Below are 21,127 nucleotides of genomic sequence, written 5' to 3' on the forward strand. Positions count from 1 at the left end.
TCCCAGAAAAACTTCCCCGGACCCTGAAAGTGGTCCAAACGGCAGGACGGGTACGGCGGTGCTCGGAGGTCTGATAGATGTGGACCCTTGTATTGAGGCCTCGAAGAGATACGGGACCACGGTGATGAGCGCCCCAACCCCGGCACCCGGCGACGAAAGCCCCCGCGAGGGGTACTACCCCGACCCGTCCATTCCCGGATACGTCCGGTTCTGGAACGGTGCTTCGTGGGTCCCCGGCACGAGCCGGCCCGCGCCCCCGCAGGGCGAGACGACTCCCACGGCACCGCCCGCCCCGGTGGCCGACACGGCCCCTCCGGGCCCGGCCCTGGACGAGACCGGGCCGATGTACCTCGACGAGGTCGACCAGGCCGACGGGACGGGCACGGCGGCCGACGGTGAGGCGGACGCCGCCCCCGGCCGGCCCCGGCCGGCGTCCGCCTGGCAGGCCGACACCTCCCGGCAGGGCGGCTTCGGCGGCGAACGCGACCACCGCGTCTCCTGGGGCGGCGGCCCGGACCCGCGTACGCCCGAGGCGCACTCGTCCGACCCCGCGTCACCGCCCGCCGCCCCGGCACCGGCAGAGGCCCCCGCGGATCCTCGGCGGCAGGACGCCCCGGCCTCGACGGCCGGTGCCCTGCCCGGTATGCGGGACGGCGACGATCGGGTGACCGACGGCACCGTCGCCATCCGTGCCGACCGGCCCGGCAGCGGCGGTGCCGGCGACCGCCCGCCGACGGAGGGGACGGTCACGATCCGCGCGGTGGGCCCCGGCACCGCCGCCCGCCCGCCGCGTCCACGCGACGAGGGGCCCGCGCCCGCCGACGGGACGATGACGATCCGCGCCGTGCCGCCAGGCGGCACCCCGCAGCTCCCGGCCGCCCTTCCGTCGCCCACCCCGCAGCTTCCTGCTCCCGTCCCGTCGCCCACCCCGCAGCGGGCACAGCCCCCGGGGCCGAGCACGCCGCCGGCGCAGGGGCCCGGTGGCGGGGCCCCGCCCTGGCCGCAGCAGGTCCACCAGCTCGCCCGGCCCGAGCAGCCGGCCCAACTCCATCAGCCCCAACCCCATCAGCCCCATCAACCCCAGCCCCAGCACCACCGGCCCCAGCAGCAGAGCCCGGTGCCCGCACAGCAGCAGGGCCCCCTTGCCGGGGCCGAGCAGCATCAACAGCCCGTCGTCCCCTGGAAGCCCCCGGTCGACGACCCCTTCCAGCAGCTCGCCCGCTCCCAGGCCTCCGCCAGGCCCGCCGGACTCGGCAAGCGGCTTGCCGCCCGGATCCTCGACACCGTCGTCCTCGGCGCGCTCGTCGGCGCGATCGGTTTCCCGCTGGTCACCCGGGCGACGGACCACATCGACCAGAAGATCGAAGCCGCGAAGACCTCCGGCGAGACGGTCACCGTCTGGCTCGTGGACTCCACCACGGCCGGACTGTTCGGCGCGGTGATCGCCGCCTTCCTGATCCTCGGCTTCGTCCTGGAGGCCGTGCCCACCGCCAAGTGGGGGCGCACGCTGGGCAAGAAGCTGTGCGGTCTCGAAGTGCGGGACATCGAGTCGCACGACGCCCCGAGCCTGGGCGCGGCGCTGCGCCGCTGGCTGGTGTACGGGGTGCTGGGCCTGGTCGTCATCGGTGTGGTCAACGTGCTCTGGTGCCTGATCGACCGTCCTTGGCGCCAGTGCTGGCACGACAAGGCGGCACGCACGTTCGTCGCCGGCTGACAGCTTCCGCACGGAGGGGGCGGCAGGCGCCCCCTCCCCGTCACACTCCCAGGAGTCCAGGGTGCAGGATCTCGCGGACGCGACCGAGTCGCTGGAACAACTCGTCGTGGGCTGGCGTGCGATGGTCCTCGACCGGGACGCGTCCGCCGACGTGCGCGACCTGCCCGGCATCGCCGTGCGCTGGGCCGACTCACGGTTCGCCTTCTGGAACTGCGTCACCCTGACCGACGTCGGCGCGGACCCCGGTCTCCTGCGGCAGCGGCTGGCCGAGGTGGTGCGGATCATGCGCGCCAAGGAGCGGTCGGGGTTCCTGTGGGTCTTCGAGGACCTCCTCACCGACGAGGCACGCGCGGCACTCGGGGCCGCCGCCGACGGGGCGGGCCTCGAACACGCCTTTCCCGGTACCGGCATGGCCGGAGACCTGCTGCCGCTCCCCGAACCGGTCCACCCCGACCTGACGTTCGTACGGGTGACCACCGACGCACACCTGACGGCCTACGCCGACCTCAACTCCCAGGCCTACGGCTTCCCCCTGGAGGACGGCCGCGACGGGCTCGACGGCTCCGCGCTGTGGAAGGACCGCGTCCACGCCTACCTGGGCCTGCGGGACGGCGAGCCGGTGACGTGCGCGGCCACGGTGGACGTGGCCGGCCGCCTCTTCGTCGTGCTCGTCGCCACGGCCCCGGCGTGGGGGCGCAGGGGCTACGGTGAAGCGGTGACACGCAAGGCCCTGTACGAGGGGGGCCGGGCCACCGGCCTGACCCGGGCGACCCTGCACGCGACCGAGGCCGGGGCGCCCGTGTACCCGCGCATCGGGTTCCGGCCGAACACCCCGATGGCCTTCTACGCGCTGAAGAACCCGGCCTGACTCCGACGGGGCCGCGAGCCCGAAGCGGCGCGTACGCCCGTGTGCTGACGCCCCGTCCCCCGAAGGGACCCCAGCCGTTGCGGGCCCTCGCGGCCCGGGGTGCACTGCCCCCATGACCAACGAACCACCGCCCCCGCCGCCCGACGACGACCCCTTCTCGAAGCGGCCGCCGCAGGGGCCCCCGCCTCCGCACGGCGGTTCGCCCTACGGCAGCGGGCCGCTGCCGCCTCCGCCGCCGAACGATCGGTACGGTTCCGGAGGCCCCTACGGTGGCGCGGACCCGCTGGCGGGGATGCCCCCGCTGGCCGAGCCGGGGAAGCGCATCCTGGCGCGGCTGATCGACTTCCTCATCATCTCGATCCCGCTGTACCTGATCTCGCTGCCCTTCGGCGGGGCGGTCGACGTCACGTCGGACGACGGGAACGACGACTTCGGCAACGCCATCGGCAACACCTACTCGAGCCATCAGCTGGTGTGGTCGCTGATCGGCCTGGTGGTCTACGTCGCCTACGACACGTACTTCACCCGCAAGGACGGCCGGACGCCCGGCAAGCGGCTGCTGAAGATGCGCGTCGCGATGCTCAACGACGGCTCGGTCCCCGACACGAGTTCGTCGCTGATGCGGGCGGTCGTGCTCTGGCTCCCGGCGCTGCTGTGCTGCCCCTGTCTGTGGTGGCTCATCAACATCGTGCTGATGTTCACGGACAAGCCCTACCGGCAGGCTCTGCAGGACAAGGCGGGCAAGACCGTGGTCGTCAGCGTCCCCTGAGCGCGAGCGGCGGGAGTTCAGCGGTGCAGCGAGTGCTCCTTGACGCTCGCCCGCTGAGCGGCGGCGATCTCGATGTCCTCGATCGTGCGGTGCGTACGGGCGGCGGTGGGCGGTGCCGTCGCCCTGCGGGCCGCCTGCTGACGGGTCGGCTTCGTACGGGCCGGCAGGGCCAGGGCCACCAGCAGGCCGAGCACCAGGGCCGCGGTGCCGACGGCGGAGACACCGACGGTCGATTCCGTGCGGAACAGCAGGAGCATGGCGAGGGTCGACAGGACGACGGTGGCCGAACCGTAGGAGAGCTGTGCGGCAGTCGGACGCGGCATGGCGGTATCCGTCCTCGGGGTGTCGGATAGGGAGGTCTCTCGACGCGTTCGCACGGTCAATCGACTCTATGACGGTGGATGCCCGGGAGGATCGGGGAGTAAGCGTGACCTAACCCACGGTACCGGTGCACAGGGGGCGCACGGAGTCACGTCGGCGCCGACAGGAATGGACGGCGCGCCGGTCGGACATCTCACCGGTGCGGGTCCTGTCCGGATTCCGGAAGAGGGCTCCCGCATAGTGCACTTGGTGTGCTCAAGTCAAGATCTGTCTTTTCTCTCATAACTCCGATCGAATGTCGTCACTTGTGACGCGTTGAACGCGCGCGGCCCCGTATCCACCCCCTGGCCGCGGACGCGAACGCCGGGGAGGACTGCATCAAGTGACCACTCAGAGACGGGCGCTACGCGCCACCGCCGTAGCCGTGTGCCTCGCCGCCACCGCCGCGACGGCATCCGCCTTCGCCACGGCGCAGGCGGACGACAGAACACCGGAACCGGGCGCCTCCATCGTGGACCGGCGCGACCCCGCGCCGGTCAAGGCGCACGAGCACGACCTGGAAGGCCCCTTCAGCAAGGAGCAGGACGCGCAGCGTCAGGCCGCGCTGGAGCAGGTCCTGTCCGGTGACAAGAAGGTGACCGCCAAGGGCGGTTCCAAGGTCGTCAAGCTCGGCAGGAGCAAGTACGTCGAGCTCGGCCGCGAGAAGACGGACAAGATCTTCACCATCCTCGTGGAGTTCGGCGACCAGGTCGACGACACCACGATGTTCGACCCCGACGGCGACGGCCCGAAGCCCCCCGTCAAGAAGTACGGCGGCGCGGCCGGCCCGCTGCACAACGAGATAGCCGAGCCCGACCCGGCGAAGGACAACAGCACCGCCTGGCAGGCCGACTACGACCGGGCCCACTTCCAGGACCTCTACTTCGGTGAGGGCAAGGGCAAGGAATCGCTGAAGACGTACTACGAGAAGACGTCCTCCGGGCGCTACTCCGTCGACGGCGAGGTCTCGGACTGGGTCAAGGTCCCGTACAACGAGGCCCGCTACGGTTCCAACTACTGCGGCTCCACCAACTGCGCCAACGTCTGGGACACCGTCCGCGACGGCGTGACCGCCTGGGTCGCGGGCCAGAAGGCCGAGGGCCGCACCCAGGACGAGATCAAGGCCGACCTGGCGCAGTACGACGAGTGGGACCGTTACGACTTCGACGGCGACGGCGACTTCAACGAGCCCGACGGCTACATCGACCACTTCCAGCTGGTCCACGCCGGCGAGGACGAATCGGCCGGCGGCGGCGCGCAGGGCACCGACGCCCTCTGGGCGCACCGCTGGTACGCCTACGGCACCGACGCGGGCGCGACCGGTCCGGAGGGCAACAAGGCCGGTGGCGCCGAGATCGGCGACACCGGCATCTGGGTCGGCGACTACACCGCGCAGCCCGAGAACGGCGGCCTGGGCGTCTTCGCCCACGAGTACGCGCACGACCTCGGCCTCCCCGACCTGTACGACACCTCCGGCGGCGGCGAGAACTCCGTCGGCTTCTGGTCCCTGATGTCGGCGGGCTCCTGGCTCGGCACCGGCGACGGCGAGATCGGCAACCTCCCCGGCGACATGACCGCCTGGGACAAGCTCCAGCTGGGCTGGCTCGACTACGACACGGCCAAGGCCGCCACGGAGTCGACCCACAAGCTGGGCGTCGCGGAGTACAACACCAAGAACAAGCAGGCGCTCGTCGTCGAGCTGCCCGAGAAGGCCGTCACCACCGAGGTCACGAAGCCCGCCGAGGGCTCGAAGCAGTGGTGGAGCGACATGGGTGACGACCTGTCGAACACCCTGACCCGCTCGGTCGACCTCACCGGCAGGACGTCGGCCTCGCTGGACCTCTCCGGCTGGTACGACATCGAGGCCGACTACGACTACCTCTACACCGAGGTGTCCGACGACGGCGGCGCCGCCTGGACCGCGCTCGACGGCACGGCCGACGGCCAGGCCATCCCGCGCGACGCCAGCGACAAGCCGGCCCTGACCGACGTCTCCGGCGCGTACAGGAAGCTTTCGTTCCCGCTGGACGCCTACGCGGGCAAGAAGATCGACGTCCGCTTCCGCTACCAGACGGACGGCGGCGCCGGGGGCAAGGGCTTCGCGGCCGACGCCATCACCGTCACCGCCGACGGCACCGCGCTCTTCACGGACGGCGCCGAGGGCGACGACAGCGGCTGGACCGCCAAGGGCTTCTCGCGGATCGGCGAGTCGTTCGCCGACGACTACCCGCAGTACTACATCGCCGAGAACCGCCAGTACGTCTCGTACGACAAGACCCTCGAGGTCGGCCCGTACAACTTCGGCTTCTCCACCACCCGCCCGGACTGGGTCGAGCACTACGCCTACCAGAACGGTCTGATGGTGTGGCTCTGGGACACCTCCCAGAAGGACAACAACACCTCGGTCCACCCCGGCAAGGGTCTGATCCTGCCGGTGGACTCGCACGCCAAGCCGCTGAAGTGGGCGGACGGGTCGCTCCTGCGCAACAAGATCCAGCCGTTCGACGCACCGTTCAGCCGGTACCCGAACAAGGGCTTCACGCTGCACAACGCGGACGTGCCGCTCAGGATCAAGCCCTCGTCGGGCGTCCCGGTCTTCGACGACCGCAAGGGGACGTACTGGTACGAGGAGAACCCGACCGGAAGTGTCGATGTCACTGACACCAACACCCGGATCTCCATCGTGAACGAGCCTCTCAGCGGCTCGACGATCACCGTGAAGGTCGGCCCCTCGACCAAGTAATCGGCAAAGCCGCAGGTCGCGGCATGATCGGCCGTCGCCCCTCTAGCGGGCGGCGGCCGATCGTGTTTAGGTGCGTCCTACCGGATCCTTATTGACACGAAGTCTTACGGGGGAGCGCGAAGCATGGCAGGCGGAGGTTTCTGCAGGTTGCCCAACGGCACCGTGGTGGTGGCACTGACCCTGAACGGTCCGCTCGGCGGAACCGGCCCCGGAGAGCCGGTACGGGTGCTGGTGCACGCCGTGAACCGGGCGCGCGCCCTGACCAGGCTGCGCAACCTCGGGCTGCGCGCCGTGTACCTCAGGGGCAACGCCCAGCCGCCCACCCCGGACGAGATCACGGCCGTCCTGCACCACCCGGACGGGCTGCTCTGGCGCACGGCGCAGCGGACCGGTCAGGAGCTCTGGCACCCGATACGGGCGCTGCTGGGGGCCACGGGATACGCGGGACCGGCCCGCCCGGCGGCCTGAGCGCCCGGGAGGGGCAGCTGCCGCGCTTCGGAGCCGGTCTCAGACGACCGGCTTGCCCGACAGCTCCACGCCGGCGGTCCGCAGCTCCTCCAGGGCCCGCTCGGTGGTCCCCTCGGCGACACCGGCGGTCAGGTCCAGCAGGACGTGCGTGGTGAAGCCCTCCCGGGCGGCGTCCAGGGCCGTGGCCCGTACGCAGTGGTCCGTGGCGATGCCGACGACGTCCACGGCGGTGACGGACCGCTCGCGCAGCCACTGGGCGAGCCCCGTGCCGTTCTCGTCGACACCCTCGAAGCCGCTGTACGCCGCGGCGTGCGCCCCCTTGTCGAAGACGGTGTCGATCGCGCCGGAGGCCACGGCGGGGGCGAAATTGGGGTGGAAGCCCACGCCCTCCGTGCCGGCGACGCAGTGCGGCGGCCAGGAGTGCTCGAAGTCGGGGGTCGCGGAGAAGTGGTCACCGGGGTCGACGTGATGGTCCCGGGTGGCCACGACGTGGCGGTAACCCGGCTGGGCATCACCGATCAGGTCGGTGATGGCGGCGGCGACATCGGCGCCGCCCGCCACCGCGAGGCTGCCGCCCTCGCAGAAGTCGTTCTGAACGTCGACGACGATCAAGGCGCGATGCATGACGGTTGTCCTTCGGTGGGGGCCGGGCGGGTGACGCGAGGCGGGAACGGATACGGGGACGGAAGTGGGGACGAGGACGGGGACGGGGGCGGTTGCGGGGATGTCATTCGGCCATTCAGCCTAGGGACTGGACGTACCCGGCGGGAGGGGGCGCACACCTCGGGTCTCCCTCCGGCCCCGCCCCCGTGCGACGGCCTGGCCTCACACGTACTCCGTGGGCAGCACCGGCTCTCCCCGGGACAGCTGCATCGCCGACATCGGCAGCCCGGCCCGCGCCGCGACGTGGCGTTCCCGGGCGGCCTCCAGCGGCTCCCGGCCGACCACCTCGCCGCCCCGGACCAGCCGCACCTGCATCTGCCGTTCCGCCAGCTCCTCCGGGACGTCGCCGGTGCCGATCACCTCGGCCTCGGCCACCCCGGTCTCGTCCAGACGGCGTGCCGCCCACTTGCGGCCACCCCTCGACGACTTCGCGCCCAGCGACTTCTTCACCACAGGCACCAGCGGGTCGGCCGGATCGGCGGACCCCGCACGCGCCACCAGTTTGTAGACCATGGAGCACGTCGGGTGCCCGCTCCCGGTGACCAGCTGTGTTCCCACCCCGTAGGCGTCGACGGGCGCGGCGGCCAGCGAGGCGATCGCGTACTCGTCGAGGTCGGAGGTCACCACGATCTTCGTCTCCGTGGCACCCAGCTCGTCGAGCTGCTGCCGGACCCGGTGCGCGACGAGCAGCAGGTCGCCCGAGTCGATGCGCACGGCGCCGAGCTCCGGCCCCGCGACCTCCACCGCCGTACGGACCGCCTCGGTCACGTCGTAGGTGTCGACCAGCAGCGAGGTACCCCGGCCCAGCGAGTCGACCTGCGCCCGGAAGGCGTCCCGCTCGCTGTCGTGCAGGAGGGTGAAGGCGTGCGCGCTCGTCCCGACGGTCGGGATGTTGTACCGGAAGCCGGCCGCCAGGTCCGAGGTGGTGTGGAAGCCGCCGATGTACGCGGAACGGGCCGACGCCACCGCCGACAGCTCGTGCGTGCGCCGCGCGCCCATCTCGATGAGCCTTCGGCCGCCGGCCGCGGCCGACATCCGGGACGCCGCCGCGGCGATCGCCGAGTCGTGGTTGAGGATCGACAGGATCACGGTCTCCAGCAGCACGCACTCGGCGAAGGAGCCCTCGACGCGCAGGAGCGGTGAGCCCGGGAAGTACACCTCGCCCTCCGGGTAGCCCCAGATGTCGCCGCTGAAGCGGTAGTCGGCCAGCCAGTCGACGGTGGGCCCGTCCACGATGTGCTGGTCGCGCAGGAAGCCGAGCATCTCGTCGTCGAAGTGGAAGTTCTCCACCGCGTCGAGCACCCGCCCGATGCCCGCGACGACGCCGTAGCGCCGTCCCTCGGGCAGTCGGCGGGTGAAGGCCTCGAAGACGGAGCGCCGGTCCGCGGTGCCCGCCTTCAGTGCGGCCTGCACCATCGTGAGCTCGTACTGGTCGGTGAAGAGCGCGGTCGACGGAACACCGACCCGTCGCCCAAGGTCCGCTGAGTTCATGTCGGCGATGCTACCCCCTATTCGTCAAAGTGACGAGATGTGGCCTCCGTTTATGCGCGGGACCCCTCCTGGTGGCAGCATGGGGTGGGTGAGCGTTGCTGCCCCCGTAGAGATCGAACGTCCCGACTCGGCCGAGGAGACCTTCGCTGTCCCTGAGCCCGATGTCCCCTGGGTGACGCTGGTGCACAACGACCCGGTCAACCTCATGAGCTATGTGACGTATGTCTTCCAGGCCTACTTCGGCTACTCCAAGGACAAGGCGCACAAGCTGATGCTCGACGTGCACCAGAAGGGCCGTGCGGTCGTCTCCAGCGGCAGTCGCGAGGAGATGGAGCGCGACGTCCAGGCCATGCACGGCTACGGCCTCTGGGCGACGCTGACCCAGGATCGCAACTGACCGACCGCTGCCCCTCCGCCCGAACCACCATCGGAGAATTCATGGCCGGCCACTTCGAGGCCACCCCAGGCGGCGGCGCGGCCGTCGCACTCGACGAGGTCGAGATCGCCATCCTGCGCTCCCTCGCCGTCCAGCTGCTCGAAATGATCGGGCCCGGCGACGAACCGGCCGAGGGTGAGGATCCGCTCGCCGCCCTCTTCGCCGAGGGCCCCAGCGAACCGCCCTCCGATCCCGCCCTGGCCCGGCTCTTCCCCGAGGCGTACGGGAACGAGGACAAGGAGCTGCGCGAGGCGTCCGCCGAATTCCGCCGCTTCACCGAGAACGACCTGCGCACCCGCAAGCGCGAGGACGCCCTCGCCGTCGTGCGGACCCTGGACGCCCTCTCGCCCGTGGCGGACAGCGGTGCGGTGCTCAGGCTCGCCCCGGAGGAGTGCCGCAACTGGCTGGGCACCCTCAACGACCTCCGGCTCACGATCGGCACCCGCCTGGAGGTGTCCGACGAGGACGAGGGGACCGACGGTTCGCTCTACCGGCTCCCCGACAGCGATCCGCGCAAGCCGATGGTGATGGCTTATCTCTGGCTCGGCGCGTTGCAGGAAACGCTCGTCGAGACGCTGATGCCGTAGGGGCGGCGCCCGTTCACGAGGCGTTCGCTCAACGGATGCTCAAATCCGCATAACGATACCGTCGCCGTTTCGTGAGAGGGGCCCGGAACGGCGGCTTTCACCCATTTCGGCGTGACGTGCGTCACGCATCGGGGCCTGGGCGCTGTGGTACTACTGCACAACTCATTTTTCGGCCCCACCCCTCGCCGGACCGATGAGCCCCGGCCGATCGCCGGAACGCAGCACAGGCACGGGCAGGTCCGCGTCCACGGACCCGCCGGCCCCCACACGCCGAACGGACACCGGCGCTTGCTCCAAGTCCGCACCCGCACTCTCCGCGCCCCACGCCCGGACAGTCCTGCGCCACTGAGGTAGCCAGATGTCACTTGACTCCATGACCCGAAGCGTCGACGAAGCCGTGAGCGGCTTTTTCGAACCCATTGCCGAATGGCTGGGGAAAGTCGTTTTCTACGAGGTGCCCGTCTTCGGCACCGGTCTGCCACTGATCGTCGCCTGGCTCGTGGTGGCCGGTCTGGTCTTCACCGGCTGGTTCGGCTTCATCCAGATCCGTAAGTTCCGGCTCGCCATCGACGTCGTGCGGGGCCGCTTCGACGAAAAGGGCGCCCCGGGCGAGGTCAACCACTTCCAGGCGCTCACCGCGGCCGTGTCCGGGACGGTCGGACTCGGCAACATCGCCGGTGTGGCCGTGGCCGTGACCATCGGCGGGCCCGGCGCCACGTTCTGGATGATCCTCTGCGGCCTGCTCGGCATGGCCACCAAGTTCGTCGAGGTCACCCTCGGCGTGAAGTACCGGGAAGTGCACGCGGACGGCACCGTCTCCGGCGGGCCCATGCACTACCTGCCCAAGGGACTCGCCGAACGATTCGGCAACCGGGGCAAGCAGTTCGGCAAGGTCCTCGCGGTCCTCGCCTCCGCGATGATCCTCTTCTTCGGGCTCTTCGGCGGCAACCTCTTCCAGGTCAACCAGAGCTACGCCCAGCTCGTCTCGGTCACCGGTGGCGAGGACGGGGTCATCGGGTCCTCCGCCGGTGCGCTCCTCTTCGGCCTGCTGGTCGCCGCGATCGTCGGCATCGTGCTCCTGGGCGGCATCCGCTCCATCGCCTCCGTGACCAGCCGCCTCGTCCCCGCGATGGCCGGACTGTACATCCTGGCCTGCCTCACCGTGCTCGCCGTCAACGTCTCCCACCTGCCTGCCGCCATCGGCACGATCATCGACGGCGCGTTCGACCCCGAGGGTGTCGCGGGCGGCATCATCGGCGCACTGATCGTCGGCTTCAAGCGGGCCGCCTTCTCCAACGAGGCCGGTCTGGGGTCCGCCCCCATCGCCCATTCCGCCGTGAAGACCAAGCACCCCGCGAGCGAGGGCCTGGTCGCCCTGCTGGAACCGTTCATCGACACCGTCATCGTGTGCACCATGACCGCGCTGACCATCGTCGTGGCCAACCCGGCCAGCTGGGACGAGGCCCGCTCGGGCGAGGACATCGGCGGGGTCACCATCACCTCCGACGCGTTCGCCACCGTCATGCCGTGGTTCCCCTACATCCTGACCGTCGCCGTCATGCTGTTCGCCATCTCCACGGTGCTGACCTGGGGCTACTACGGCCTCAAGGCGTGGACGTACCTCTTCGGCCGGACCAGGACCAGCGAGACCATCTACAAGATCATCTACACGGTGTTCGCGGTCGCGGGCTCCCTGCTCACGCTGCAGACCCTGATCGACATGGCGGACGCGGTGCTCTTCACGCTGGCCGTGATCAACATCATCGGCCTGTACCTGCTCGCACCCGTCGTGAAGCGCGAACTGAACACGTTCCTCGAGTTCGTCCGCCGCTTCAAGGCCGAGGAGAAGGACTCCACGGCCACGACGCCGGACAGCGGTCCGGACCACGCCTCGGTGAACGCCGGCTGATCTCCGGACAGCATCCACGGGACTCCGCGTCCCCGCATCCGGACGGGCCCGTACCTCAACTCGGTACGGGCCCGTCCCGTCTGCGAAGGGCCGTCCGGCACATGAGGCGCGGACGGTCCTATCCTGGGCGCCATGCTGACCCTCACCCAGGCGCTCCACGACCAGATCGTCGCGCACGCCCGCGCGGACCACCCCGACGAGGCCTGCGGCGTGGTCGCCGGCCCGGCCGGCACGGGGCGCCCCGAACGCTTCGTCCCCATGCTCAACGCCGCCCGCTCGCCCACCTTCTACGAGTTCGACTCCACGGACCTGCTGAAGCTCTACCGCGACATGGACGACCGCGACGAGGAGCCGGTGATCATCTACCACTCCCACACCGCGACCGAGGCGTACCCCTCCCGCACCGACGTCACCTACGCCAACGAACCCGGCGCCCACTACGTGCTGGTCTCCACCGCGGACACCGACGAAGCGGGCCCCTTCCAGTTCCGCTCGTACCGCATCGTGGACGGCGAGATCACCGAAGAAGACGTCGAGGTCGTCGAGGCCTACCCCACGGCCGTCTGACGCCCCAGGAACGGTTCCGGATGCACCGATCCCCGTCCGGAGTCCACATGGCGAACGCATACCATCCACCATGTGGGATCACACTCGGGATTCCGGGCGGGGAATCGATACGATGAGCGCATGGTTCCCCATGACGTGAGCGAAAAGACGCCGGGCATGCTGCTCGTCGCGCGGCTGCACGTCGACCTGTGCAGGCTGTCCAGCGCGATGTGTCCGGCTTCCGCCTGCCCGTGAACCGCACGGCCTGAGCCGCGGTCCGAGCGCCACCACGTACGCACCACCCCCGCGCGGGGGTCGCAGTCGCGCGCCCCCGCCACCTCCCCGCTTTCGACAGGAGCCCACGCCATGGCCATCGAGGTCCGCATCCCGACCATCCTCCGCACCTACACCGACGGCGCCAAGGCGGTCGAGGGCAGCGGGGAGACCATCGCCGATCTCCTCACCGACCTGGAGAGCCGTCACAACGGCATCCGTGAGCGCATCGTCGACGGCGACCAGCTGCGCCGCTTCGTGAACGTCTACCTCAACGACGAGGACGTCCGCTTCCTCGACGGCATCGACACCAAGCTCACCGACGGCGACAACATCACCATCCTCCCGGCCGTCGCCGGCGGCATGCGCTGATGCGGTACGACTCCCCGCTCGCCGCCGTGGGCAACACCCCACTGGTCCGGCTCCCGCGACTGTCCCCGTCCGAGGACGTCCGCATCTGGGCCAAGCTGGAGGACCGCAACCCCACGGGCTCGATCAAGGACCGCCCCGCGCTCCACATGGTCGAGCAGGCGGAGAAGGACGGACGCCTCACACCCGGCTGCACCATCCTCGAACCCACCAGCGGCAACACCGGCATCTCCCTCGCCATGGCGGCCAGGCTCAAGGGCTACCGCATCGTCTGCGTCATGCCGGAGAACACCTCCCAGGAACGCCGCGACCTGCTCACCATGTGGGGCGCCGAGATCATCTCGTCCCCCGCAGCGGGCGGCTCCAACACCGCCGTACGCGTGGCCAAGGAGCTCTCCGCCGAGCACCCCGACTGGGTCATGCTCTACCAGTACGGCAACCCGGACAACGCCGGCGCCCACTACGCCACCACCGGCCCCGAGATCCTCACCGACCTGCCCTCCATCACCCACTTCGTGGCAGGCCTCGGCACCACCGGCACCCTCATGGGCGTCGGCCGCTACCTCCGGGAGAACAAGCCGGACGTCAGCATCGTCGCCGCCGAACCCCGCTACGACGACCTCGTCTACGGGCTGCGCAACCTCGACGAGGGCTTCGTCCCCGAGCTCTACGACGCCTCCGTGCTCACCACCCGCTTCTCCGTGGGCTCCGCCGACGCCGTCACCCGCACCCGTGAGCTCCTCCAGCAGGAAGGAATCTTCGCGGGCGTCTCCACCGGCGCCGCACTCCACGCCGCCATCGGCGTCGGCCGCAAGGCCGTCAAGGCGGGCGAGTCCGCGGACATCGCCTTCGTCGTCGCGGACGGCGGCTGGAAGTACCTGTCGACGGGCGTCTACACCGCCCCCACGACCGAAGCCGCCATCGAGACCCTGCACGGCCAGCTCTGGGCCTGACACCCCTTCAGCCGGGAGGCGCGGGACGGGAGGACATCCCGCACCGCGCCTCCCGCGCGTTCACCCCAGCCCACGCACCCGCCGCCACATCCCCGGGTCCAGCTCGCCCGCCTTCCGACGGAACCCCGACACCGGGACCTCCCGCAGCTCATCCGTCTCCAGGAAGCTCTGCCTGCCCCGGGCGTCCCCCACCACACCCGACGGCAACGCGATCACCCCCGGCCGCTCCTCATGGTGCTTGCTGGTGATCTTGGCGACGACCACCGTGCCGCCCCGCACCGACAGCACCAGGCACGGCCTGTCCTTGGACCCCGGACCGTCCTCGAACGGCACATCCGCCCACCAGATCTCCCCGGGCCTCGGCTTCCCGTGCGGTCGCCCCTTCTTCCGCTCCGGGGCACGCTCAGGGGCACGCCCCGGAGGACGCGTACGCCCGCCCGGCCGCCGAGGCCCCCGCCCGCCCCGGCCCCGCGCATCGGACGCCGTCACCACGAGCGCCAACAGGACAACGCCGACCAGTGCCACCCACCACCACGTGTTCATGACCCGACCGTACCGGCGACCGGCGACACCGGGCCTTCCATCGAACCGGTGACAGCACAGGTGAGTTCCCCCACAACGGCAGGCCGTGGAGGAGCGACCAGTGGTTTCGCGCCTTACGCTCGACGGACCGCACGAACCCTCCCCCGTTCCCACGCCTCGGAGGTTCACGCTCCATGAAGCTCACCGTCGTCGGCTGCTCCGGCTCGTTCCCGTCCGCGGGATCGGCATGCTCGAGCTACCTCGTAGAGGCCGACGGCTTCCGGCTGCTCCTCGACATGGGCAACGGCGCCCTGGGCGAGCTGCAGCGCCATGTAGGTCTCTACGACCTCGACGCCATCTTCCTCAGCCACCTGCACGCCGACCACTGCATCGACATGTGCGCGTACTTCGTCGTCCGCTACTACCGCTTCGACGGCGGACGCCCCGCCTCGATCCCCGTGTACGGCCCCGAAGGCACCGAGCAGCGGCTCACCACGGCCCACGCCGACACGCCGTCCGACCACGCGATGGGCGAGGTCTTCGACTTCCACACGCTGAAGTCCGGCTCCTTCGAGATCGGCCCCTTCTCCGTCCGTACGGAGAAGCTCCGCCACCCCGTGGACACGTTCGGCATCAGGGTCGAGCACAACGGGCGCTCCCTCACGTACTCCGGTGACACGGGCGCCTGCGAGGCGCTGGCCGAACTCGCGGAGGACACCGACCTGTTCCTCTGTGAAGCATCGTTCATCCATGGCAAGGAGGACATTCCGGACCTCCACCTCAACGGCCGCGAAGCAGGCGAGTACGCCGCACGCGCCGGAGCGGGGCGCCTCGTCCTCACCCACATCCCGCCGTGGACGGACGCCGAACGCAACCTCGCCGACGCCCGCGAGGTCTACGACGGCCCGGTCGAGCTGGCGGTGCCGGGCGCGGTGTACGAGGTCTGACCGCTGTACGACGGAAGCCCCCACCCCCGCGCGGCGGGGAGGTGGGGGCTTCCGTGTGTCGTGCGAAAGCGGCCGGCCGGGCTACTTGGCCTCGGCCTTCTGGAGCTCGGCGAGCTCCTCGTCGGACTCACGGCCCGGCGTCGGCAGGTTGAACTTGGTGATCGCGAACCGGAAGACCACGTAGTAGACCACTGCGAAGCAGAGCCCCACCAGCACCAGCATCCAGGGCTTCGACGCGATGCCCAGGTTCAGCAGGAAGTCGACCAGCCCGGCGGAGAAGCCGAAACCGTCCTTCATGCCGAGTGCCCAGGTCAAGGCCATCGAGACGCCGGTCAGCACCGCGTGGATCGCGTACAGCACCGGGGCGATGAACATGAACGTGAACTCGATCGGCTCGGTCACACCGGTGACGAACGAGGTCAGCGCGAGGGAGAACATCATGCCGCCGACGACCTTGCGGCGCTCGGGACGGGCGCAGTGGACGATCGCGAGGCAGGCCGCCGGGAGGGCGAACATCATGATCGGGAAGAAGCCGGTCATGAACTGTCCGGCCGTCGGGTCTCCGGCCAGGAAGCGGTTGATGTCACCGCTCTTGCCCTCGAACGAACCGGCCTGGAACCACGGGAACGAGTTCAGCAGGTGGTGCATGCCGACCGGGATGAGCGCACGGTTGGCGACACCGAAGATGCCCGCGCCGACCGCCCCCGAACCGACCAGCCACTCACCGAAGTTGTGCAGGCCCGTGCCGAGCACCGGCCAGATGTACCCGAAGACGATACCGATGAGCAGACCCGCGAACGCGGAGAGGATCGGCACCAGGCGGCGGCCGCCGAAGAAACCGGCCCAGGAGGGCAGCTTCGTCCGGTAGAAGCGCTGGTACAGCAGGGCGACGACTATGCCCATCACCACACCGCCGAGTACGCCGGCGTTGACCGGCGCCTCGTTCATCACGATCTTGCCGTCCACCACTTCCGCGACCTCGGGGAGGTTGCTGTCGGTGAAGGTGGCGAGGACGTTCTTGAACACCAGGTAGCCGGTGACCGCCGCGAGCGCGGTGGAGCCGTCCGACTTCTTGGCGAAGCCGATCGCGATACCGACGGCGAACAGCAGCGCCATGTTGTCGAGGATCGCGTTGCCGCCCGCCGCCATGAAGCCGGCGATCTTGACGACGAAGTCCGGGAACGAATCGCGCCCGAGCATGTCCGGGTTGCCGAGCCGGACCAGGAGGGCGCCCGCCGGCAGCACGGCGACCGGCAGCATGAGGCTGCGGCCGATGCGCTGCATGACGGCCATGACGCCCGCGCCCTTCTTCTTCTCGGGTGCCGCCGCAGCGGTATCCGTACTCATCAACTTCCTCCATGGGGCAAGGTGCCGCCCAGGTCATTGACAGAAGGGAGGCGGCGACTCGAAGAACCCGGCGACAGAACGGCCGCGTGGTCTGGACCACTCAGTGGTGTAGACCAGTTTTAGCACGTGAGGGTTGGATAAGGAACCTTCGATATTCCACCCCGCCTCCGGCGTAGTCCCACCGGCACCCTGGGTGACACGGCGAAGGCCCCCGGACCATCAGGTCCAGGGGCCTCGCGCGGAGTCGGGGACAGCCTACTTCGTGAGGTCCTCCTCGATCCTCTCCTCGTCCTCCCTGGGTTCGCGCCCGGGGGTCTGGAGGTTGAACTTGGTGATCGCGAACCGGAAGACCACGTAGTAGACGACCGCGAAACACAGCCCGATCGGAATGATCAGCCACGGTTTCGTGTCCAGGTGCCAGTTGACGACGTAGTCGATCAGCCCGGCCGAGAAGCTGAACCCCGCGTGCACGCCCAGCGCCCACGTCACGCCCATCGAGAGACCGGTCAGCACCGCGTGCACGCCGTACAGCAACGGCGCGACGAACATGAACGAGAACTCCAGTGGCTCCGTCACCCCCGTCACGAACGACGTCAGTGCGACGGACACCATCAGGCCCGTCACCTCCTTGCGCCGTTCCGGCCGTGCCGTGTGGGCGATGGCCAGCGCCGCGGCGGGCAGGCCGAACATCATGATGGGGAAGAACCCCGAGGTGAACTGCCCCGCCGTCGGGTCCTCCGCGAAGAAGCGGGAGATGTCGCCCTGCACGGTCTTGCCGTCGCCACCGGTGAACTCGCCCGCCTGGAACCAGAAGAACGTGTTCAGGAACTGGTGCATGCCGATCGGGATCAGCAAGCGGTTCGCGAAGCCGAAGATGGCCGCACCCCAGGCGCCGAGATCGATGAGCTGCTTGGAGAACCACGTCAGCGCGTCACCGACGGGCTGCCACAGCAGGCCGAACAGGACACCCAGGATCACGCAGAGGAACGCCATCAGGATCGGCACCAGGCGGCGTCCGTTGAAGAAGCCCAGCCAGTCGACCAGCTTCGTGCGGTGGTAGCGCTGCCACACGACCGCGGTGAGCAGGCCGATGAGGATGCCGCCCAGGACGCCCGGGTTCTGAGGTGTGCCGTCGGGAAGGGCCTCCGTCACGGAACCGTCGACGGGGAAGGCCGCCAGCACCCCCCGGTAGACGAGGAAGCCGACGACGGCGGCGAGGGCCGTCGAGCCGTCCGCCTTCTTCGCGAAGCCGATGGCCACCCCGATGCAGAACAGCAGGGGAAGTCCGACGGTGCCGTCCAGGATGGCGTTGCCGCCGCTGAGCAGGACCTTGGACGTCTTGTTCCAGAAGGCGCCGTCCAGGTAGGAGTCGAAGAGGTTGCCGAGGCTGACGAGAAGGCCCGCCGCGGGCAGCACGGCCACCGGCAACTGCAGGCTCCGGCCGACCTTCTGCAGTCCCTGGACCGGTCCGTTCCACCACTTCCGCTGCGGTTGCGCCGCCGCGTTCGCACTCATCGGCATCCTCCCGGAACACGCCAGGCTTGGCAGTCGTTGCACACTGGTGTAGACCAGTTGCGACACGGTGCGGAGCCCCGCCGGAAGGCAGGGCGCCGGTGATCGTCATCATTGGGGACTGTGCGGATACCCGCCCGTGAAGTTGGGCCAACCGTGAGTTACCGTGACGAAACGGACCCATGGTGGGCCGCCCCACGCACGTACAGACCAGGGAGAAGGACATGGCCAGCAAGGCTGAGAAGATCGTCGCCGGGCTCGGCGGTATCGAGAACATCGACGAGATCGAAGGCTGCATCACCCGCCTTCGCACCGAGGTCCACGACCCCAGCAAGGTCGACGAAGCCGCGCTCAAGGCCGCCGGAGCCCACGGCGTCGTCAAGATGGGCACCGCGATCCAGGTCGTCATCGGCACCGACGCCGACCCCATCGCCGCCGACATCGAAGACATGATGTGACCGGCTGACCCACCCAGGTCCGCACCACAGGCCCCGCCCCCGGCCCTCACCGGTCCGAGCGGGGCCTGCGTCGTGTCCGCCTCCCCCGTACCCTCCACCCGAACGGACCCGGCGCCGCCAGCCGCTAGGCTCGACGCCATGTCTCGTATCGACGGCCGCACCCCCGAACAGCTCCGCCCCGTCACCATCGAACGCGGATGGAGCAAGCACGCCGAAGGCTCCGTACTCATCTCCTTCGGCGACACCAAAGTCTTCTGCACCGCCTCCGTCACCGAAGGCGTTCCGCGCTGGCGCAAGGGCAGCGGCGAGGGCTGGGTCACCGCCGAGTACTCCATGCTGCCCCGCTCCACCAACACCCGGGGCGACCGCGAATCCGTACGCGGCAAGATCGGCGGCCGCACCCACGAGATCAGCCGCCTCATCGGCCGCTCCCTGCGCGCGGTGATCGACTACAAGGCCCTCGGCGAGAACACCGTCGTCCTCGACTGCGACGTCCTCCAGGCCGACGGCGGCACCCGCACCGCCGCCATCACCGGCGCCTACGTCGCCCTCGCAGACGCCATCGCCTGGGCCCAGGGCAAGAAGATCATCAAGCACGGCCGCAAGCCGCTCACCGGCACAGTCGCCGCGGTCAGCGTCGGCATCGTCGACGGCGTGCCCCTCCTCGACCTCTGCTACGAGGAGGATGTCCGCGCCGACACCGACATGAACGTCGTCTGCACCGGCGACGGCCGCTTCGTCGAGGTCCAGGGCACCGCCGAGGCCGAGCCCTTCGACCGCGACGAGCTCAACGCGCTGCTCGACCTCGCCACCGCCGGCTGCACCGACCTGGCCAAGCTCCAGGAAGAGGCACTCGCCCGCACACTCGGCGAGTAAAGAAGCAACCAAGTACGCAGCGCACAGCGTCATGTGAAGTACGGGCGCACGGGTCGAACCGTGCGTCCGTCCACGTATCAACCCCCCGGGGAGGGACCGCACCATGGCCTTGCGCCGACGTCACCACCGCACCGCACTCGCCGTCACGGCCACTCTGCTGACCCTCACCGCCGCAGTCGGCTGCGGCGCCGTCGACAAGGCACTGGACTGCGTCCGCACCGCCGACGCCATCGCCACCAGCGTCGACAGCCTCCAGCAGGCGATATCCGACGCCTCCAACGACCCGACGCAGGCGTCGGAATCCCTCGACCAGATCGACAAGGAACTCAAGGACCTCGGCGACACCACGGACAACGCCGACCTGAGCAAGGCCGTCGACGACCTCCAGTCAGGCGTCACCAACGTCCGCGAGTCCATCGAGAAGGGCGACGCGACCCCCGACATCACCCCGGTCACCGACGCGGCCACCGAGATCGGCAAGGTCTGCACGCCGTGACCGTGCGGCGATAATCGACGCATGACGCGCCTGATCCTCGCCACCCGCAACGCCGGGAAAATCACCGAACTCCACGCGATCCTCGCCGACGCGGGTCTGACTCACGACCTCGTCGGCGCGGACGCGTACCCGGACATCCCCGACGTCAAGGAAACCGGCGTCACCTTCGCCGAGAACGCCCTCCTCAAGGCCCACGCCCTGGCCCGGGCCACCGGCCATCCCGCCATCGCCGACGACAGCGGCCTCTGCGTCGACGTACTCGGCGGAGCCCCCGGCATCTTCTCGGCCCGCTGGTCCGGCGCCCACGGCAACGACAAGGCCAACCTGGACCTGCTCCTCGCCCAGCTCGGCGACATCGCGGACCCTCACCGCGGGGCCTACTTCGCCTGCGCCGCGGCCCTGGCGCTCCCCGACGGCACGGAACGCGTGGTCGAGGGCCGCCTCACGGGCACCCTGCGCCACACCCCGGCCGGCGGCTACGGCTTCGGCTACGACCCGATCCTCCAGCCCGACGGCGAGACCCGGACCTGCGCGGAGCTGACGCCGGCGGAGAAGAACGCGATCAGCCACCGCGGCAAGGCGTTCCGGGCGCTGGCGCCGGTGGTGCGGGAGCTGGTGGGCTGAGTTCTTCCGGACACAGAAACGGCCTGCGCATCGATTCTTCGATTCGCAGGCCGTTTGTGGTGCGGCGGAAGGGATTCGAACCCTCAAGCCGTTTCACGGGCCACAGATCCTAAGTCTGCTGTGTCGCCGGTTGCACCACCGCCGCTAGCCGCCTGCCATCGTACCGGGCGACCGCCGGGGTGGGTAAGTGAGGTCA

23 protein-coding genes and 1 tRNA gene are annotated in these 21,127 nt (G+C 69.8%); 17 read left to right on the forward strand and 7 right to left on the reverse strand.

All coding sequences use genetic code 11. The annotated features are described in order from the left end of the window. Positions 1-124 precede the first annotated feature (124 nt). The 3 genes from ABT001_RS14180 (at position 125) to ABT001_RS14190 (ending at position 3,351) form a co-directional block, all read left to right on the forward strand. Positions 125-1,714, forward strand: a complete 1,590-nt coding sequence (locus tag ABT001_RS14180) for an RDD family protein (RefSeq protein WP_351276492.1) — start codon at positions 125-127, stop codon at positions 1,712-1,714. A 61-nt stretch (positions 1,715-1,775) separates the two neighbouring features. Then, the gene (locus ABT001_RS14185; RefSeq protein WP_351276494.1) at positions 1,776-2,582 is read left to right on the forward strand and encodes a GNAT family N-acetyltransferase; all 807 of its coding nucleotides are present in this window, start codon (positions 1,776-1,778) and stop codon (positions 2,580-2,582) included. 112 nt (positions 2,583-2,694) lie between these two features. Further along, positions 2,695-3,351: an RDD family protein gene (locus tag ABT001_RS14190; protein ID WP_351276496.1), complete on the forward strand. Its 657-nt coding sequence runs from the start codon at positions 2,695-2,697 to the stop codon at positions 3,349-3,351. 17 nt (positions 3,352-3,368) lie between these two features. Here ABT001_RS14190 and ABT001_RS14195 read toward each other — a convergent pair whose 3' ends face one another. After that, entirely contained in the window at positions 3,369-3,674 is a 306-nt protein-coding gene (locus tag ABT001_RS14195; RefSeq protein ID WP_351276498.1) for a hypothetical protein, read from the reverse strand. 380 nt (positions 3,675-4,054) lie between these two features. Between ABT001_RS14195 and ABT001_RS14200 the strand changes: the two genes are divergently transcribed. Both ABT001_RS14200 and ABT001_RS14205 read left to right on the forward strand, forming a co-directional pair. Next, a complete protein-coding gene (locus ABT001_RS14200) occupies positions 4,055-6,454 on the forward strand; it encodes an immune inhibitor A domain-containing protein (RefSeq protein WP_351276500.1) in 2,400 nt (799 codons plus the stop codon). 123 nt (positions 6,455-6,577) lie between these two features. Further along, the gene (locus ABT001_RS14205; protein ID WP_351276502.1) at positions 6,578-6,922 is read left to right on the forward strand and encodes a hypothetical protein; all 345 of its coding nucleotides are present in this window, start codon (positions 6,578-6,580) and stop codon (positions 6,920-6,922) included. A gap of 39 nt (positions 6,923-6,961) precedes the next feature. Here ABT001_RS14205 and ABT001_RS14210 read toward each other — a convergent pair whose 3' ends face one another. Then, complete coding sequence (locus ABT001_RS14210) at positions 6,962-7,546, reverse strand: isochorismatase family protein (RefSeq protein ID WP_351276504.1); 585 nt, start codon at positions 7,544-7,546, stop codon at positions 6,962-6,964. A gap of 201 nt (positions 7,547-7,747) precedes the next feature. After that, on the reverse strand, positions 7,748-9,076 hold the full coding sequence (locus ABT001_RS14215; protein ID WP_351276505.1) for a nicotinate phosphoribosyltransferase: 1,329 nt from the start codon (positions 9,074-9,076) through the stop codon (positions 7,748-7,750). A 79-nt stretch (positions 9,077-9,155) separates the two neighbouring features. Here ABT001_RS14215 and clpS point away from each other — a divergent pair, with 79 nt between their 5' ends. From clpS to ABT001_RS14250, 7 genes are all read left to right on the forward strand, one after another. Beyond that, positions 9,156-9,473 carry an ATP-dependent Clp protease adapter ClpS gene (gene clpS, locus ABT001_RS14220; RefSeq protein ID WP_351276506.1) on the forward strand — a complete coding sequence of 106 codons (318 nt, stop codon included), beginning with the start codon at positions 9,156-9,158 and terminating at the stop codon, positions 9,471-9,473. Between the two features lie 41 nt (positions 9,474-9,514). Next, positions 9,515-10,099, forward strand: a complete 585-nt coding sequence (locus tag ABT001_RS14225; protein WP_351276508.1) for a DUF2017 domain-containing protein — start codon at positions 9,515-9,517, stop codon at positions 10,097-10,099. 358 nt (positions 10,100-10,457) lie between these two features. Then, positions 10,458-12,008 carry an alanine/glycine:cation symporter family protein gene (locus tag ABT001_RS14230; RefSeq protein WP_351276510.1) on the forward strand — a complete coding sequence of 517 codons (1,551 nt, stop codon included), beginning with the start codon at positions 10,458-10,460 and terminating at the stop codon, positions 12,006-12,008. Between the two features lie 132 nt (positions 12,009-12,140). After that, entirely contained in the window at positions 12,141-12,575 is a 435-nt protein-coding gene (locus ABT001_RS14235) for a M67 family metallopeptidase (RefSeq protein ID WP_351276512.1), read from the forward strand. 120 nt (positions 12,576-12,695) lie between these two features. Further along, positions 12,696-12,809 carry a putative leader peptide gene (locus ABT001_RS14240; protein ID WP_324605446.1) on the forward strand — a complete coding sequence of 38 codons (114 nt, stop codon included), beginning with the start codon at positions 12,696-12,698 and terminating at the stop codon, positions 12,807-12,809. Between the two features lie 111 nt (positions 12,810-12,920). Continuing rightward, a complete protein-coding gene (locus tag ABT001_RS14245) occupies positions 12,921-13,199 on the forward strand; it encodes a MoaD family protein (RefSeq protein WP_351276514.1) in 279 nt (92 codons plus the stop codon). Next, a complete protein-coding gene (locus ABT001_RS14250; protein ID WP_351276516.1) occupies positions 13,199-14,149 on the forward strand; it encodes a PLP-dependent cysteine synthase family protein in 951 nt (316 codons plus the stop codon). The genes ABT001_RS14245 and ABT001_RS14250 overlap by 1 nt, the downstream gene beginning before the upstream one ends. Before the next feature lie 60 nt (positions 14,150-14,209). Here ABT001_RS14250 and ABT001_RS14255 read toward each other — a convergent pair whose 3' ends face one another. Beyond that, positions 14,210-14,692: a type II toxin-antitoxin system PemK/MazF family toxin gene (locus ABT001_RS14255; protein ID WP_351276518.1), complete on the reverse strand. Its 483-nt coding sequence runs from the start codon at positions 14,690-14,692 to the stop codon at positions 14,210-14,212. A 173-nt stretch (positions 14,693-14,865) separates the two neighbouring features. On the opposite strand from ABT001_RS14255, the gene ABT001_RS14260 reads away from it, so the two are divergent. Further along, a complete protein-coding gene (locus ABT001_RS14260; protein ID WP_351276520.1) occupies positions 14,866-15,618 on the forward strand; it encodes an MBL fold metallo-hydrolase in 753 nt (250 codons plus the stop codon). Positions 15,619-15,699: 81 nt separating this feature from the next. Here the strand turns inward: ABT001_RS14260 and ABT001_RS14265 are convergent, their stop codons facing one another. Continuing rightward, the gene (locus ABT001_RS14265) at positions 15,700-16,965 is read right to left on the reverse strand and encodes a PTS transporter subunit EIIC (protein ID WP_351276522.1); all 1,266 of its coding nucleotides are present in this window, start codon (positions 16,963-16,965) and stop codon (positions 15,700-15,702) included. A gap of 255 nt (positions 16,966-17,220) precedes the next feature. Continuing rightward, positions 17,221-18,480: a PTS transporter subunit EIIC gene (locus ABT001_RS14270; protein WP_351276524.1), complete on the reverse strand. Its 1,260-nt coding sequence runs from the start codon at positions 18,478-18,480 to the stop codon at positions 17,221-17,223. A gap of 179 nt (positions 18,481-18,659) precedes the next feature. Here ABT001_RS14270 and ABT001_RS14275 point away from each other — a divergent pair, with 179 nt between their 5' ends. The 4 genes from ABT001_RS14275 to rdgB all read left to right on the forward strand — a co-directional run bounded on the left by ABT001_RS14275 (position 18,660) and on the right by rdgB (position 20,931). Continuing rightward, positions 18,660-18,935: a PTS sugar transporter subunit IIB gene (locus ABT001_RS14275; protein WP_351276526.1), complete on the forward strand. Its 276-nt coding sequence runs from the start codon at positions 18,660-18,662 to the stop codon at positions 18,933-18,935. Between the two features lie 138 nt (positions 18,936-19,073). After that, positions 19,074-19,811 (forward strand): ribonuclease PH, encoded by a 738-nt coding sequence (gene rph / locus ABT001_RS14280; protein WP_351276528.1) that lies wholly within the window; start codon positions 19,074-19,076, stop codon positions 19,809-19,811. Between the two features lie 103 nt (positions 19,812-19,914). Beyond that, positions 19,915-20,307, forward strand: a complete 393-nt coding sequence (locus tag ABT001_RS14285) for a DUF8711 family protein (protein ID WP_351276530.1) — start codon at positions 19,915-19,917, stop codon at positions 20,305-20,307. Positions 20,308-20,328: 21 nt separating this feature from the next. After that, positions 20,329-20,931: an RdgB/HAM1 family non-canonical purine NTP pyrophosphatase gene (rdgB, locus tag ABT001_RS14290; protein ID WP_351276532.1), complete on the forward strand. Its 603-nt coding sequence runs from the start codon at positions 20,329-20,331 to the stop codon at positions 20,929-20,931. Between the two features lie 57 nt (positions 20,932-20,988). On the opposite strand, the gene ABT001_RS14295 is transcribed toward rdgB, so the two are convergent. Then, a tRNA-Leu gene (locus ABT001_RS14295) sits at positions 20,989-21,076 on the reverse strand. Between the last annotated feature and the right edge of the window lie 51 nt (positions 21,077-21,127).

Origin of the sequence: Streptomyces sp. NPDC002793, assembly GCF_040295485.1 — a bacterium.
In the GTDB taxonomy this organism is placed as follows: domain Bacteria; phylum Actinomycetota; class Actinomycetes; order Streptomycetales; family Streptomycetaceae; genus Streptomyces.